The 13,975-nt window shown below is 59.3% G+C and carries 13 protein-coding genes; 8 read left to right on the top strand and 5 right to left on the bottom strand.

Annotated elements, in window-relative coordinates:
• Positions 1–36 precede the first annotated feature (36 nt).
• Both AC13E3_RS16050 and AC13E3_RS16045 read right to left on the bottom strand, forming a co-directional pair.
• On the bottom strand, positions 37–1,251 hold the full coding sequence (locus tag AC13E3_RS16050; protein WP_053115474.1) for an IS256 family transposase: 1,215 nt from the start codon (positions 1,249–1,251) through the stop codon (positions 37–39).
• 88 nt (positions 1,252–1,339) lie between these two features.
• Positions 1,340–1,753, bottom strand: a complete 414-nt coding sequence (locus AC13E3_RS16045; protein ID WP_482902223.1) for a hypothetical protein — start codon at positions 1,751–1,753, stop codon at positions 1,340–1,342.
• Positions 1,754–2,139: 386 nt separating this feature from the next.
• Here AC13E3_RS16045 and AC13E3_RS16040 point away from each other — a divergent pair, with 386 nt between their 5' ends.
• On the top strand, positions 2,140–2,493 hold the full coding sequence (locus tag AC13E3_RS16040) for a DMT family transporter (protein WP_115483691.1): 354 nt from the start codon (positions 2,140–2,142) through the stop codon (positions 2,491–2,493).
• A gap of 28 nt (positions 2,494–2,521) precedes the next feature.
• On the top strand, positions 2,522–3,247 hold the full coding sequence (locus AC13E3_RS16035) for an SGNH/GDSL hydrolase family protein (RefSeq protein ID WP_104270249.1): 726 nt from the start codon (positions 2,522–2,524) through the stop codon (positions 3,245–3,247).
• A 21-nt stretch (positions 3,248–3,268) separates the two neighbouring features.
• On the opposite strand, the gene AC13E3_RS16030 is transcribed toward AC13E3_RS16035, so the two are convergent.
• On the bottom strand, positions 3,269–4,948 hold the full coding sequence (locus AC13E3_RS16030) for an NAD-dependent malic enzyme (protein WP_104270248.1): 1,680 nt from the start codon (positions 4,946–4,948) through the stop codon (positions 3,269–3,271).
• Between the two features lie 543 nt (positions 4,949–5,491).
• Here AC13E3_RS16030 and AC13E3_RS16025 point away from each other — a divergent pair.
• From AC13E3_RS16025 to AC13E3_RS16015, 3 genes are all read left to right on the top strand, one after another.
• Positions 5,492–6,412 carry a DUF2235 domain-containing protein gene (locus AC13E3_RS16025; protein WP_482902222.1) on the top strand — a complete coding sequence of 307 codons (921 nt, stop codon included), beginning with the start codon at positions 5,492–5,494 and terminating at the stop codon, positions 6,410–6,412.
• A 202-nt stretch (positions 6,413–6,614) separates the two neighbouring features.
• On the top strand, positions 6,615–6,947 hold the full coding sequence (locus AC13E3_RS16020; RefSeq protein WP_014576437.1) for an SMR family transporter: 333 nt from the start codon (positions 6,615–6,617) through the stop codon (positions 6,945–6,947).
• A 26-nt stretch (positions 6,948–6,973) separates the two neighbouring features.
• On the top strand, positions 6,974–7,699 hold the full coding sequence (locus AC13E3_RS16015) for an SGNH/GDSL hydrolase family protein (RefSeq protein WP_008175854.1): 726 nt from the start codon (positions 6,974–6,976) through the stop codon (positions 7,697–7,699).
• A 15-nt stretch (positions 7,700–7,714) separates the two neighbouring features.
• On the opposite strand, the gene AC13E3_RS16010 is transcribed toward AC13E3_RS16015, so the two are convergent.
• Together AC13E3_RS16010 and AC13E3_RS16005 are read right to left on the bottom strand one after the other, a co-directional pair.
• A complete protein-coding gene (locus AC13E3_RS16010; RefSeq protein ID WP_008175856.1) occupies positions 7,715–9,373 on the bottom strand; it encodes an acetolactate synthase large subunit in 1,659 nt (552 codons plus the stop codon).
• A gap of 58 nt (positions 9,374–9,431) precedes the next feature.
• Positions 9,432–11,045 (bottom strand): FAD-dependent oxidoreductase, encoded by a 1,614-nt coding sequence (locus tag AC13E3_RS16005; RefSeq protein WP_273155926.1) that lies wholly within the window; start codon positions 11,043–11,045, stop codon positions 9,432–9,434.
• 88 nt (positions 11,046–11,133) lie between these two features.
• On the opposite strand from AC13E3_RS16005, the gene AC13E3_RS16000 reads away from it, so the two are divergent.
• The 3 genes from AC13E3_RS16000 (at position 11,134) to phnD (ending at position 13,975) form a co-directional block, all read left to right on the top strand.
• Positions 11,134–12,147: an AraC family transcriptional regulator gene (locus AC13E3_RS16000; RefSeq protein WP_286803555.1), complete on the top strand. Its 1,014-nt coding sequence runs from the start codon at positions 11,134–11,136 to the stop codon at positions 12,145–12,147.
• A gap of 128 nt (positions 12,148–12,275) precedes the next feature.
• Positions 12,276–13,115: a phosphonate ABC transporter ATP-binding protein gene (gene phnC, locus AC13E3_RS15995; protein WP_008175863.1), complete on the top strand. Its 840-nt coding sequence runs from the start codon at positions 12,276–12,278 to the stop codon at positions 13,113–13,115.
• Positions 13,112–13,975, top strand: a complete 864-nt coding sequence (gene phnD, locus AC13E3_RS15990; protein ID WP_008175864.1) for a phosphate/phosphite/phosphonate ABC transporter substrate-binding protein — start codon at positions 13,112–13,114, stop codon at positions 13,973–13,975. The genes phnC and phnD overlap by 4 nt, the downstream gene beginning before the upstream one ends.

Below are 13,975 nucleotides of genomic sequence, written 5' to 3'. Positions count from 1 at the left end.
GAGCCTGTAAATAAATCTGTGTAACTGCCCACCCCATTACAGGTGGCCGTCCAGGCGGTCACCGAATTCGATAATAAAGCGATTCAATGCCGGCTTCCAATCACGGATCGGCATGGTCCATTTCTTTGAGGCCTGTTGGATCGCCAGGAAGGCCACTTTCAGGGCAGAGTCATCACTTGGGAACAGCTTCCGGCGCTTGGTCGCTTTGCGGATCACGCTGTTCAGCGACTCAATGGCATTGGTGGTGTAGATCACTTTCCGGATCGCCGGCGGGTACTCGAAGATGGTGATCAGGTTATCCCAGTGGCTTTGCCAGGAACGAGAGATCTGTGGGTATTGGCTGTCCCAGCGCTCTCCAAAGGCCTCCAGTGCCTGCCGGGCTTCATGTTCCGTGGCGGACTGATAGATCTGCTTCAGATCGGCCGTCACGGCCTTGTAGTCCTTCCAGGATACATAGCGCAGCGAGTTGCGAACCATGTGCACGATGCATAGCTGCACTTTGGTTTGCGGGTACTCAGCGGCAATAGCATCCGGGAAGCCCTTGAGGCCATCCACACAGGCGATCAGGATGTCCTCCAGGCCCCGATTCTTGAGTTCTGTCAGTACCGACAGCCAGAACCTTGCACCTTCAGTTTCGGCAAGCCACAGGCCCAGCAGCTCCTTCTGGCCTTCCATGTTGATGCCCAGGGCCAGATATAGGGACTTGTTGATCACTCTCTTGTCCTGACGAATTTTCAGAACGATGCAGTCCAGATAGACGATGGGGTAGACCGGATCAACAGGGCGATTCTGCCACTCGTGAACCTGATCGATCACACGTTCCGTCACTTTGGACACCAGCGTGGCCGAGATGTCGGCGTCATACATCTCCTTGAAGGCGTCCACAATATCCCGGGTGCTCAGGCCCTTGGCGTAAAGCGCCAAGATCTGGTCATCCATCTGGGTCAGGCGGGACTGACCTTTACGGACGAACTGAGGCTCGAAGGAACCGTCCCGGTCACGAGGAGTCTGTATCGGTACTTCGCCGTGCTGGCCCTTCAGGCGCTTGGCGGAATAGCCGTTACGGCTGTTGCCGGTGCCACGGCCTTCAAGAGCGTGCTTCTCGTATCCAAGATGCTCATCCAGTTCGGCGTTGAGTGCAGTCTCGACGGTGAGCTTGACCAACTGCTGTGTGAGGGCTCCGAGATCTTTTTCAGACTTGATGTCCTTGGCCAGCTCGGCGGCCATAGCTTTAAGTTTTTCTTGGTCCAATTGCGTACCCACGATGGTATCCTTTTGAAAAGACTACTCAGTCGTGGGCAGTTACACAATTTGGTTTACAGCCTCTAGCCGATTGAAGTCACTGATTCAGGACTTGGTTAACCCAGACACTATCTTCTCCCTCATTGAGGAAAGGACCATGTATGGAAGCGGTACACCCCTTCAGCGGTACCCTACGGTCGCCAAGCTCGTCGGCAACCCAGTCCACATAAATTCGCCACTCTTCCACGTCGACATCTTTGACGATACCGATAGCGAGAACGGACATATCTGTTGCCCCTTGGCCTCGTAGGCGCTTTACCGCGATACGATCACCAACTCGAACCTTATCGAATCTTTGCTGCTGATTTTTAATGGTATTGCCTACACCAGATTGTTCATTAGCAAATTTATTGATATCCCAGCAGTACCAATAGCCCCGTTTAAGGAATTGCGGTAATACATCTTCACTCCCACCCCAGGTGGCACCTACTACCCAATACTGTGTTTGCACGTAGTCTCCTTTACAGCTAACAGCTAATTATACGAACACGTTCGTATATCCCCCGTTCGCAAAACTCCAGTTCCCTGCAGCAGTGGCGAAGCCGAATTATTCAGTAAAAATAGCATCTTAGAAACCAGTTACCACAGCTACCGCCAGAGTTATAAGCCCACTCACGAGCCACTCCACTTTCAACCAGGGGCGGATAACTCCTCCTAGCCATCGTTACCCTTTCAACACTATCAGATAGTTACCTTCATATCTCATCCTGCATGCCGGAGTTTTGCGAACGCGTTCGTATAACTCCGGCATGCACTCCCAGCTTAGTGCAGTTTCCCTTTTCTGCAGTCACCCTGTAAGAAGGCACTGCCGGCTGGTATCGTCTGCTTCCCAATTTCGTGCGGTACTGGAGATTCACTGTGAAAAGTTGGTTATTCCTGGGCGTTGCCATTGTTGCGGAAGTGGTAGCAACCAGCGGGCTGAAAGCCAGTGAAGGGTTCACCAAACTCTGGCCCTCCCTGCTGGTGATTGCGGGCTATGCCGTGGCCTTTTACTTCCTCTCGATCACGCTGAAGGAAATTCCGGTGGGCGTGGCCTATGCCATCTGGGCGGGGATGGGCCTTGTATTGGTTGCACTTATCGGCTGGCTGATTTACGGGCAAACTCTGGATGCCGCCAGTGTGATCGGGATGGCGCTGATTATTTCCGGTGTTGTGGTGATCAATGTATTCTCCAAGTCAGTCGCTCACTAGTCTGTCGGCATAACCGGAGACCCTTCAGATGCACCTCCCTTTCTGGCTGACCACCGCCCTGCTCTTCCCGGTACTGCTCTACCAGGGCAAGCAGGCCCGCCGCACCACGCCCAGGCTGCCGGAAGCCGGCGGTTCACCGTGCGGTCAATACGGTGAAGGCACCCCCGCCAGGCGGGTCCTGGTGATTGGCGAATCCACGGCGGCCGGTGTCGGTGTTGAAACCCACGATCAGGGACTGGCCAGCCAGTTGGCGAAGCAGATTCATGAGCGCACGGGCCAGACCATTGCCTGGCACACCTTCGGGATCAACGGTATTCGGCTCGGGGCTTTGATTCGCAAGCTGGAAACCACTGAACTGCCAGAGGCGGATGTGGTGCTGTTGAGCATGGGGGTGAACGACACCACGGGGTTCACTCCCCGTTTTCGTTTCCGCCGGCAGTTGCGGGAATTGCGCCAATTGCTCGCACCTCGGTATTCGGGGCCCATTCTGCTTCTCAGCGTGCCGCCCATGCACCTGTTCACGGCGCTGCCCTCGCCGCTTCGGTACGTGGTGGGTTGGCGGGCGCGGCAGCTGGATAACCTCTATATCCGCCTCGCAAGGCGGTTTCCCCAGGACTTCCGCTACGTGAACTACCCCGTGGTCACCGACCCTGAGCTCCTGGCCAGTGACGGTTATCACCCCGGCCAGCGGGGCTATCAATACATTGCGGAGGCGCTGGCCTCGGAAGATTCACTGGGCGGCGGTTCCCCCTAGCTCCGCACGGCTGTCTAACTGTCAGATGGCGCGCCGCAGGTAACGCCGATAACGCGGTCGCCAGAAATTGCGCTCGATGGATCGGCGGATGGTGTCTTCATCGGATCTCAGAGCCACTCCCTCTTCCTGAGCCTGCCTGGCCACATCGAAGGCAATTCGGCGGCTGAGGTCCTGGATACCGGCCAAGTCTGGCAACAGCCCATCCCCGGTGCCCTGCACAATGGGGGCCTGGGTTGCCAGGGCGTTGGAGGCGGCTGTGAGCATGGTGTCCGTTACCCGGGAGGCGCCGGCGGCCACCACACCCAGGCCAACGCCCGGAAAGATGTAGGCATTGTTGCACTGGGCGATGGGGTAGGTTTTGCCATCAAGCTCCACCGGCTTGAAGGGACTACCGGCAGCGACCAGGGCCTTTCCATCGGTCCACTTCAGGATATCCTCGGGTGTGGCCTCCACCCGGGAGGTGGGATTGGACAGGGGCATTACCACGGGTTGGTCACAGCTCGCGTGCATGGTTTTGATCACGTCTTCGGTAAACAGGCCGGGTTGACCGGAGACACCAATGAGCACCGATGGCTTGGCCTGTTTGACCACATCGATTAGTTCCCGGCCCGGCCAGCCCTTTAACCGCCCGGGGTCCTGAGTCAGTGTTCTCTGGAAATCCTGCAGGCCGTCCTGATCGTTGGTCAGCAGCCCGTCCCGGTCGACCATGTAGACCCGTTGGCGCGCCTCATGCTCGGACAACCCCTCATTGGTCATGGCAACGATAATCTGCTCGGCAATACCGCAGCCGGCGGACCCGGCGCCCAAAAACGCGACGGTCTGTTCACTGACCTTTTCTTTCTTCGTTTTGCAGGCGGCCAGCAAGGTGGCCAGGCACACTGAAGCCGTGCCCTGAATATCGTCGTTGAAGCAACAGGCCTGGTCCCGGTACTTGTTCAGTAACCGCATGGCGTTGTTCTGCGCGAAGTCCTCAAACTGCACCAGCACGCTGGGCCAGCGGCGCTTCACTGCCGCGAGGAAGTCGGCCACGAATTCGTCGTATTCTTTCTGGCCGATACGCTTGTGCCGCCAGCCCATGTACATGGGGTCATCCAGCAGTTGCTGGTTATTGGTTCCCACGTCCAGCATGATCGGCAGGGTATTGGCCGGGCTGATGCCGCCACAGGCGGTGTACAGGGACAGTTTGCCGATGGGAATGCCCATGCCACCGATGCCCTGGTCTCCCAACCCGAGAATGCGCTCGCCGTCGGTCACCACAATCACTTTGACCCGTTCCTTGGTGGCGCTGCGCAGCAGGTAGTCCAGGTGTTCGCGGTCCGGGTAGGAGACAAACAAGCCGCGATGGTTGCGGTAAATGTTGGAAAACTCCTGGCAGGCATCCCCCACGGTCGGGGTGTAGATGATCGGGAGCATTTCCTCCAGATGGTCTTCCAGCAGTCGGTAAAACAGGGTTTCGTTGTCGTCCTGGATCGCCCGCAGTGTGATGTGGCGGTCGAGATCGTTCTGGCACAGCTTGTACTGTTTGTAGGCCCTCTCTGCCTGCTCCTCGATGGTTTCCACATGCTGTGGCAGCAGGCCGACCAGGTTGAAATCCATGCGCTCCCGGTTGGTGAAGGCACTGCCCTTGTTCAGCAAAGGCATCTCCAGCAACGAGGGGCCGGCGTAGGGTATATACAGCGGGCGTTTTTCCGTATCAGTCATGATCACCTCGTAAAGCAGGTGGGCTGCGAACGAACGGGGCTCAGCGCTCCGTTGGCAATAGTGACAATGCCTGGAGAAAGGATAGTCGCTGAGATCCAGTTCGTCCGCCCGCTGATGAGCCGCCCGGCTCGATTACCTCACGGAGCCAGCTTGCGCTTCAGTGCCTTGGAAACCGATAGCGGCAGGCTGGGCAATGAGCGCAGCATCCACGGCATCAATTACCACGGCTACCGCCGGAGTTATACGCGCTCTCCTGAGCCACTCCTGCTCCCGCTATAGGCGTATAACTCCGCCCAGATTTCCTTCACTTTCCAACCCTATCAGATAGTTACCGGCATTTCTCATCTGACATCTGGAGTTTTGGGAACGCGTGCGTATAACTCCAGCTTGTCGGCACTACCCTCCAACTCACATACCTGAGATACTCATCTATACCCACCAAACAGGATGTACCGGCCGTTTCCATTCGCCGGAGAGTGGGCAAAGTTGCTCCCCGGTTCCCAGGTGGAGCAACGGGAAACAAAACGACAGGAGGTCACTCCCATGAAACGCATTGCTGTCTGCTTCGATGGCACCTGGAATCGCCCGGAGGAAATACTGGGTGAGGACTTCCCCACCAACGTTCTGCAATTTGCCCGCGCCATCCGGCCTACCGACGGTAACGGGGTGGAACAGGTGGTTTTCTACGACTGGGGCATTGGCTCCTACCACGATTCCCTCCGAGCCGGCGCCACCGGGTACGGTCTGGAGAAGAACGTGATGGACGGCTACCGGTTTCTGGTGCACAACTACGAGCCCGGCGACGAGATTTTCCTGTTCGGGTTCAGCCGCGGTGCCTACACGGCCCGCAGCCTGTGCGGGATGATCAATAATTGCAGCATACTGCGAAAAGAACACGGCAGCCGGATCGAGGAGGCCTTCAAGCTCTACAAAACCAAGAAGCACAAAGCCAACGGCGACCACTCCATGACCTGGAAGGCGAAATATTCGCTGGAACAGCGCACGCCGATCCGGTTTGTCGGGGTGTGGGATACCGTGGGCGCCCTGGGCCTGCCATTCACTTTTTTCGGCCTGATCAAGGATCGGGACCTGTTCTACGATTGTAAGATCGGCAGCAACATTCGCGTCGCCCGCCACGCGCTTTCGCTGGACGAGCAGCGGGAGGATTTCGAACCCACGCTCTGGGACCCGCGAGACGGCACCGATCTGGCCCAGGTCTGGTTTGCCGGGGTGCACTCGGACGTCGGCGGCGGTTACGAGCCAGACAAACAGGGCCGCACCCTGGCGGATATCCCCCTGCTGTGGTTGAAAGAGGAAGCGCAAAAACACGCCCTGGTGTTCAACGATTCCCTGCCCGCCGTAACCCACGCCAACGCCGATCAGCACAATGAGTACAAGGGCAAGTACAAGTTGCTGGGCAAGCTGGTACGCGAGATTCCGCCGCCTGAGACCAACCGCACCTGAGTGCATCCCAGCGTGAAAGAGCGCTATGCTGGCGGCTACCGTAGCGAGCCGATCGAGCAGTACAACAAGCTCCACGGCCAATGGCCACCGCTCTGGCCGGGATAAGCCCGCGCGTTATCGGCCTGGTTTTTGATAGACTCCGCAGCCACAGAGTGCCGTTCGGTCTTGCCGGGCGGTTGTTCACCAATGGGGGCTGTAAGTTGTGAAGAGCTGGATTTTTCTGGGCGTTGCCATCGTAGCGGAAGTGATTGCCACCACCGGCCTGAAAGCCAGTGAAGGATTCACCAGACTCTGGCCCAGCCTGCTGGTGATTGCCGGCTATACAATTGCCTTTTACTTCCTCTCGCTGACCCTGAAGGAAATCCCCGTGGGCGTGGCCTATGCCATCTGGGCGGGCATGGGCGTTGTGCTGGTGGCACTTATCGGCTGGCTGATTTACGGGCAGGCTCTGGATGCCGCCACTGTGATTGGTATGGCGCTGATTATCACCGGTGTTGCTGTGATCAATCTGTTTTCCAAGTCAGTCGCTCACTAACCTGTCGGTAAAACCGGAGCTTCTCGATGCACCTCCCTTTCTGGCTGACGACTACCCTGCTCTTTCCGGTACTGCTCTACCAGGGCAAACAGGCGCGCCGCACAACGCCCAGGCTGCCGGAGGCCGGTGGCTCTCCGTGCGGCCAATATGGCGAAGGTACTCCCGCCAGGCGAGTCCTGGTGATTGGCGAATCCACGGCGGCCGGTGTGGGTGTTGAAACCCACGATCAGGGCCTGGCCAGCCAGTTGGCAAGGGAAATCCACGAGCGCACGGGCCAGACCATTGCCTGGCATACCTTTGGGGTCAACGGCATCCGGCTCGGGGCGTTGATTCACACGCTGGAAACCGCCGAGTTGCCAGAGGCGGATGTGGTGCTGTTGAGCATGGGGGTGAACGACACCACGGGCTTCACGCCCCGCTTTCGTTTCCGCCGGCAGTTGCAGGCATTGCGTGAATTGCTGGCGCCACGATATTCAGGGCCTATTCTGCTTTTGAGCGTGCCGCCGATGCATCTTTTTACGGCGCTGCCCTCGCCGCTTCGGCATGTGATGGGGTGGCGGGCCAGGCAGCTGGATAACCTCTATATCCGGCTGGCGCGCCAGTTTCCTGAAGACTTCCGTTACGTGAACTACCCGGTGGTTACCGATCCTGAGCTTCTTGCCAGGGATGGCTATCACCCCGGCCAGAAGGGCTACCGCTATATTGCCGAGGCACTGGCAGACAGGGTCAGCCCCACCAATCGGTCAGGCTAACCCTTCCTTCCCCCCTCAGGGCGCCAGCTTGCGCTTCAGCGCCTTGGAAACCGACAGCGGCAGGCTCGGCAGTGAGCGCAGCATCCAAGGCAGTATCCGGCGCTTTACCCCGCTCAGGGATTCCGGGATCACGGCTTCAATAAGGTGTGGGCCCGGCATTCTCTGGGCGTATTCCAGGGCTTTTGCCATTTCCTCAGCGGTGTGCACCCGCACGCCGTGAACGCCCATGCCGTTGGCCATTTCCGCAAAGTTGATCACCGGGCCCCGCAGGTCCAGCTGGGACTTGGCCTTCTCTCCGGCCTCTTCGGCACCGACCCGCTCCAGCTCGATGTTGAGCACGGAGTAGGAGGCGTTGTTGAAGATGATGGAGGTGACGTTCAGCTGTTCCCGGGCCATGGTCCACAGGGCCTGAATGGTGTACATGGCGGTGCCATCGCCGATCAGGGCGATAACCGGCCGGTCCGGACAGGCTACGGCAGCACCCACTGCATTGGGCAAGCCCTGGCCGATGGCGCCGCCGGTGAGGGTAATCATGTCGTGGCGGGGTGCACCGGCGGTCATGACCGAAAGCATCAGGCTGGAGGTGATGCCCTCGTCCACGATGATGGCGTTCTCGGGCATCAACTCGCCTACCGCTTTGCAGACTTTCTCGGCAGTCAGCTTGCCCCGTGGCCGGCCCGGTCGCTTCTCGGGCTGGAGCTTCGGCTGCGCCTGGCTGGCACCAACGGCGGCGTTGAGTTTGTTAAGGCTGGCCAGAATATCCTGGTCCGGGGCGGCCAGGGTGTGTACCTGGCAGGTATCCGGCACCAGGTAGCTCTTCTTGCCGGGATAGGCGAAGAAGGAAACCGGCGCCTTCGAATCCACCAGGATCAGCTGTTCGATGTCGGTCAGCTGCACCGTGGCGAGTTCCGCCAGGTAGGCGATCCGTTCGATGTAAGGCAGGCCGGCACCCCGCTCCATGCGGGTGGGGAAGGTTTCCGCCAGCAGGGTAACGCCGCTGTGGGCGGCCAGTTTGGCGGCCGCCAACATGCTGGGCTCTCGCAGGGAATGGCCGCCCATCAACAGGGCGGTTTTCTTGCCGGAGCGGATAGCCTTGGCAATGGCTTCCACGGTGGCATCGTCTGCCGGCTCCGGTGTCGGCGGTGCCATGGGCGCACTGGGCACACCGCCCTCGCCCCAGGACACATCGGCCGGCAGAATCAATGTAGCTACCTGCCCGGGTGCCGTACGGGCCGCCGCGATGGCTTCGGCGGCATCCTGGCAGAGGGTTTCCGTGCTCTTGGCGGTGCGCACAAACCCCGGGGACACGTTGCGGGCTACGGTCTCGATATCCGACTGCAACTGGGCATCGTACTTCACGTGGTAGGTGGCGTGGTCGCCCACAATGTTCAGCACCGGCACTTTGCCCTTGCGGGCGTTGTGCAGGTTGGCCAGGCCGTTGCCCAGCCCGCAGCCCAGGTGCAACAGCGTGGCGGCAGGTTTGTCGGCCATGCGGGCATAGCCGTCGGCGGCGCCGGTGGCGACCCCTTCGAACAGGGCAAGCACCGCCCGCATCTTGGGCTCGTCATCCAGGGCGGCCACAAAATGCATCTCGCTGGTGCCGGGGTTGCTGAAGCAGACCTCAACGCCGGCATTCACCAGGGTTTTCATCAGGGCTTGAGCGCCGTTTGTCATTGTTGTTCTCCAAGCTTTCCGGGTTCGGGGTTTTGGTTATGTGTTTTGCCCACAGGATTCAGCCTCCGGCCACGATGGCCCGCACCGCCGCCCGGGCTGTCATGATGCAGCCGGGCAGGAAGGTGCCTTCCAGGGAACGTTTTCCGTTCGCACCGCCGCCGCCAAAGCCTGCCGCCTCGCCGACACAATACAGGCCTTGAACCGGCTGCCCGTGGGCACCCAGGACGCGGCTTTGCAGGTCGGTTTGCAGGCCACCCAGGCTCTTGCGGGTAATCAGCTGCATTCGGATGGCGATAAAGGGGCCGGCGCCGGATTTCTGCAACGGGGCCGGCTTGCAGGTGCGCAGGCGATCCGGCTTCCATTCCCGGGCATGCTGGATCATCCGGATCTGGGGGTCGTCGTGGAGGCTGGTGCCTGCCGCGAAGTTGGCATCAAAGGCATCCGCGGTAGCCTTGAGTGTTGCCGGGTTGATGTCGTTGGAGCAGGTCAGCGCGTTCATCTTGCCGGCCAGATCCGTCAGGCTGTCGGCCACCAGGAAGGCCCGGCTTTCATGCTGCATCTGCCGAATCAGGGCGTGGTTGCCCAGCAACAGCTCTTTCACAAACTGGGGGAACTGTTTATCCCGGATGCGGGCATTATGCTCGGCGCCCGAGATGGCAAATTCCTTGGCGGCGATGCGCCAGTTAAGCAGGTGCCAGGTCCAGGGCTTTTCCTGCTCGGCCACGCGCTGGCACAGCCAGTGGGTATCGAAGCCGGTCACCAGGGGTTCCGGGCCAATCCGTTCACCCCGGTGGTTCAGCCACAGGGCCGATTTACAGGGAATGGTGGACAGGCCGTGGCCCGGAAAATGGGGGTACGGATGCGGGAAGCCGGCCGCGTAGTTCCACATTTCGCCGGCGTGGGTAATCCGGCCTCCGAGGGTGTCGGCCACCCAGTGATGCATGCGGCCATCGGCATAGGGGTGGGCACCATTCAGCATGCGGGTGGGTTGCGGGCGATCAACCGGCCAGTTCGCGCGGCATTCCTTGTGGCTGCCGTTGATGCCGCCAGTGGCCAGCACCACGGCCGACGCCGCGAAGCGAACTTCCTCTCCCGTGGCCTCGTTGATAGCCAGGGCGCCGCTGACTTTTCCCGCTTCGTGGTCCAGTTCGGTAATGCGATGCTGGTGCAGCAGCGTGAGCTTTCCGCTGGTGTTCTCCCGGTGCAGCGCGGTCATCAGGCAGCGGACCAGTTCCCGGGCGGTGCCCCACACCACATGGTACCGGGGCAAACGATTCCCATCGCCGAAACGGCCGCGCTCAACCCAGTTCACGGCGGGCAGAAATTTGATGCCTTCGTTGCTGAGCCAGTCGTAAACCTCGGAGCGTGAATGCTCAACGTAGTAACGGGCCCATTGCAGGGGCAATTCATCGTCGGGGGCCAGCTCGCCAAAGCTCAGCCAGTCTTCCAGGGCAATCTCTGGTGTGTCTGCAATCTTCATACGCTTCTGCAGCGGCGTGCCCACCAGCATCATGCCGCCAAAGGCCCACAGGGCCAGGCCTCCCATGCGCTCTTCGGTATCCCGGTCTGCCAGGACAACGGACTTGCCGGCGCGCAGGCCTTCCAGGGCGGCGACAATCCCAGCCAGCCCTCCACCGACTACCAGAATATCTGAGGAAATTACCTTGGCCATATCGCATCCGACCTGATCGCAATGAGTTGTCAGCTTTAAAGATATACCGGTACCATGGCTTTAAAATTGACTTCAGAGGCCAACAAAATTGACGTTAGAGGCCACGGTTTCCATTGGCTGGGTCAACACCGTGATCGGTGCTGCAGAGAGGCTGTCGGTAACGGCCGAGCAACTGCTGGCCGCGGCAGGTATTGCGCACTCCGCCTGCGAGCTGGAACGCTGGCCGATTGACGATATTACCCGACTCTGGCACGCCGCCGAACGCTGCACCGGCGACCCGGGCTTTGGTTTGAAGGTGGGAGCGGAGTTCTCCCCGATGAGCATCAGTGGCGTGGGTTTTGCGCTGCAATCTGCCGCAACCCTGCGGGAGGCCATTGTGATGGTGCAGCGTTTCCAGCGGCTGATCTCCGATGGCGGGCGGTTCCAGATTGTTGCCGGCAACACAGCCACCTGGCTGGTTTACCATCCCAGGCAGGGCCGGCTGGCCTTCAGCCCGCACCAGATCGAAGCGGTGCTGGCGTCGGTGGTGGGGTTCGGAAGCTGGGTTACCGGCACCCGGATGCAACCATCCCGGGTGCAGTTCAGCCAGCCCCGGTTGGGGCCGTTGGCCGGTTACCAGACCGTATTCAATTGCCCGGTGGAGTTCGAGCAGGCGTTCAGCGGTGTTCAGATCGACAACGCCGTTCTGGACCAGCCCCTGCCCCAGGCGGACCCCCAGCTTGCCCAGGTGCACGAGCGCTACACCAATGCCCGCCTTGCCGCCCTCTCCATCAACAGTGCCTCAGTGCCAGAAATACGAAGATGGCTCACTGCCCGGATAGGCCCGGTTCTGCCCCGCCGGGCAGACGCAGCCGAAGCCCTGGGCATCAGCGAACGCAGCCTGGCCCGGCGGCTCCGGGAACAGGGCCAGACCTTTGACGGGCTGGTCGACGACGTGCGCCGTGAAAAAGCCCTGCAGGCGGTCGTTGATTTCAGCGCTTCCCTACCTGAAATCGCCGAAGCGCTCGGGTTTGCCGAGGTAAGCACGTTTTACAGGGCATTCCGGCGTTGGACGGGCATGCCACCGGTGCGGTGGCGCAAGCAGGAAAACCTGACTTCGTAATTCTTCTTCGGCCGGCGCAAATGGTCACTAAGGTGTCACGTCACTGACACTGCATTGTCACCTCTCAGGATTAGCGTTGCATTGTAAGTCGCAATCAAGCGAGCTTATTCATTGCAAAAGGTGATCCAATGACGCCTGCTTCATACCCCGACATGATGCTTCGCATTGAGGACATGGGGGTGACTTACCCCGGCAATGTCCTTGCTCTACGGCCAACCACCGTTGATTTCAACAAGGGCGAATTTACGGTCCTGCTCGGCCTTTCCGGTGCGGGCAAATCCACGCTTCTGAGGTCACTCAACCACCTGGTGCAGCCAACGGCTGGCAAGGTCGTTTCGGCGGAATTTGGTGACCTTGATAACCGCAGAACCGTTCGGCTGCACCGAAGCCGCACTGCCATGGTGTTCCAGCACCATCAGTTAATTGAGCGCCACACTGCACTCCAGAACGTACTGACGGGCAGGCTTGCCTATCACAGCACCTGGCGCAGCCTGTTACCAATGCCCAGGCGCGATCTTGAACTTGCCCTTCACTGCCTTGAACGCGTTGGACTTGCCGACAAAGCCCTGGCCAGGATTGACCAGCTGTCTGGAGGCCAGCAACAACGAGTTGGCATCGCGCGCGCACTTGCACAACAGCCCTCAATGATCCTCGCGGATGAACCCGTTGCCAGTCTGGATCCGGCGACGTCGGAAAAGGTACTGGGGTTACTGCGCGATATCTGCCAGGAAGACGGTATTACCGCTGTTATTTCACTGCATCAGCTGGAATACGCCCAACGCTTTGCAGACCGAATCATCGGCCTGGCGAATGCCAGGATTGTGTTCGATGCACCACCTGCAGACTTGAAGCAACACCACCTGAATGAGATCTACCACGGAAACTACGAAACCAAACCCCGAACCGTCCCGGTTCCCGCCACCAAACCCGTTAACCCCCAACCGAAGAAACTGGAGATAGCCCGATGAAAGCGTTAATGAACCTCTTGATAGCACTCTGCCTGGTGACAGGATTGAATTCGCAGGCACTCGCAGCGGATCCAGACCCTGATCTTCTGAAAGTTGCTCTCCTGCCCGATGAAAACGCCTCTGAACTGATCAAACGCAATCAACCACTAAAAGACTATCTGGAAAGCACGCTTGGCAAGGAAGTTGAGCTGATCGTGACTACCGATTATTCATCAATGATTGAAGCCATGCGCTTCGGACGTATCGACCTGGCCTACTTCGGCCCTCTGTCCTACGTGATGGCCAAGAGCAAGAGCGACATCGAACCCTTTGCAGCCATGATTGTGGACGGCAAGCCAACGTACCGCTCCATCATCATTGCCAACGCAGACGCCGGGGTTGAATCCTATGCTGACATCAAGGGCAAGAAGATGGCCTACGGTGATCGGGCCTCTACATCGAGCCACCTGATTCCCAAAACTGTCCTGATGGAATCTGCGGGCCTGGAAGCCGGCCGTGACTATGAGGCACATTTCGTAGGGTCCCACGACTCTGTGGCAGTGAATGTGGCAAATGGCAACGCAGAAGCCGGCGGCCTGTCCGAGGTAATTTTCCAGCATGTGATGGATCGTGGCCTGATTGACCGCAATAACGTGAAGGTTCTCGGATATAGCGGCGAATTCCCCCAGTATCCCTGGGCCATGCGCTCAAATCTCGCCCCGGAGCTGAAAGAAAAGGTTCGAAATGCCTTCATCAGCATCGACGACAAGGAAATCCTGAGCAACCTCAAGGCTGAAGGCTTTGCTGCTATCTCCGATTCGGATTACGACGTAATCCGGCGCATGGGCAGCCTCCTGAACCTCGACTTTGCCAAGATGTGA

The organism is Marinobacter sp. L-80 (assembly GCF_056859395.1).
The sequence above is the reverse complement of the archived record's forward strand: the minus strand, read 5'-3'. Positions and strand labels throughout refer to the sequence as shown.

What these genes read in the sequence shown, in the direction of transcription:
- AC13E3_RS16035 (WP_104270249.1), top strand. Translation starts at nt 2,522, where the DNA reads ATGCACCTCCCTTTCTGGCTGACCACCGCCCTGCTCTTCCCGGTACTG.
- AC13E3_RS16030 (WP_104270248.1), bottom strand. Translation starts at nt 4,948, where the DNA reads ATGACTGATACGGAAAAACGCCCGCTGTATATACCCTACGCCGGCCCC.
- AC13E3_RS16025 (WP_482902222.1), top strand. Translation starts at nt 5,492, where the DNA reads ATGAAACGCATTGCTGTCTGCTTCGATGGCACCTGGAATCGCCCGGAG.
- AC13E3_RS16015 (WP_008175854.1), top strand. Translation starts at nt 6,974, where the DNA reads ATGCACCTCCCTTTCTGGCTGACGACTACCCTGCTCTTTCCGGTACTG.
- AC13E3_RS16010 (WP_008175856.1), bottom strand. Translation starts at nt 9,373, where the DNA reads ATGACAAACGGCGCTCAAGCCCTGATGAAAACCCTGGTGAATGCCGGC.
- AC13E3_RS16005 (WP_273155926.1), bottom strand. Translation starts at nt 11,045, where the DNA reads ATGGCCAAGGTAATTTCCTCAGATATTCTGGTAGTCGGTGGAGGGCTG.
- phnC (WP_008175863.1), top strand. Translation starts at nt 12,276, where the DNA reads ATGACGCCTGCTTCATACCCCGACATGATGCTTCGCATTGAGGACATG.
- phnD (WP_008175864.1), top strand. Translation starts at nt 13,112, where the DNA reads ATGAAAGCGTTAATGAACCTCTTGATAGCACTCTGCCTGGTGACAGGA.